The sequence below is a fragment of the Variovorax sp. 679 genome, assembly GCF_003952185.1.
Taxonomy (GTDB): Bacteria; Pseudomonadota; Gammaproteobacteria; order Burkholderiales; family Burkholderiaceae_C; genus Variovorax.
In genome coordinates this window covers 1-1,098 of the sequence record NZ_RXFS01000046.1, presented here as the reverse complement: position 1 = coordinate 1,098, position 1,098 = coordinate 1, and the positions used below count along the sequence as shown (strand labels likewise).

The following is a 1,098-nucleotide window of genomic DNA, read 5'->3' as shown; positions in this document are numbered from 1 at the left end:
TAGCCCGTCGTGCTCGCCGACACCAGGCTGCCCGTGTAGTTCACGTCGTTGCGGTTGTTCACGCGCGCCACCGTCGCATACAGCGCCGTGCGCTTGGACAGGTTGTGCACGTAGCCGACCGCGAACTTGCGCGCCAGCGGGTCTTCGCCCGTGATGCCCGCCGTGCCTTCGTTGTAGCGAACCTGCGAGTACGCCACGCGGATCAGGCCCGCACCCACCGGCACGGTCGCGCCGATCAGGTAGCCGTTGTAGCTGTCGTGCCTGTCGGCCGCTGCCGTGTAGTCGAACTTGTTCTTCACGTTCGACAGTTCACCGAACAGCTTCACAGGGCCGAAGTCGTATGAGGCGCCCAGGTTGATGGTCTGCACGCTGCGCTCCAGCGCGGTGGTGTCCACGACGGTGCTGCGGCCCACGCCCAGCGCGACGTCCAGCGGGCCGTTGGCATAGCCGAAGCGGCCGCCGACATAACGGCCCGCGCTGCTGCTCGAGGCCGCAGTGGTGCTGGTCGCGTCGGTGCTGGCGTTCTCGTGCAGGCTGTACTGCACCTGGCCGTAGAAGCCGCCCAGGTTCGGCGGCAGGAAGTAGCCGATCGAGTTGCTGGCACGCACGTAGTTGGCGTTGTTGATGGTGGTGTTGCCGCTGACGGTGCTGATGACGTTGGTGCCCGAGCCGTTGGTGCCGAACGGGTCGAAGACGGTGTCGTTCCAGAAGGTGGGCGTGTAGTCGCGGCCCAGGCGCAGTTCGCCGAAGCCACCCGACAGGCTCACGGTGGAGCGGCGGGCGAAGGTGGAGATGCCGGTGGCGCCGTCGTCGTTGGTGATGGGTGCTTCGAGCCAGAAGCTCGCCGCCAGGCCGCCGCCCAAGTCTTCGGTGCCGCGGAAGCCGATGCGGCTGGAGTTGTAGGCGGAGTTGCCCAGGCTCGTCCTGCTTTGCTTGACCGACGCGCCGGTGGTGGTGTCGCGCGAGGTCGTCGACTGGTAGGTCAGGCCGGCGTCCACGACGCCGAACAGCGTGACCGACGATTGGGCAGAAGCCAGGCCGCAGACGGCCAGGGCAGCGAATGCCGTGAGGGTTTTCTTCATTCAGGGTTCTCCAGTT

1 protein-coding gene is annotated in these 1,098 nt (G+C 66.7%); it reads right to left on the bottom strand.

Annotation, left to right across the window (positions count from 1 at the left end):
* Positions 1 to 1,082 (bottom strand): porin (locus EJO71_RS34230; RefSeq protein WP_164546991.1); only part of this gene is annotated, 1,082 nt, incomplete at its 3' end.
* Positions 1,083 to 1,098: the final 16 nt, after the last annotated feature.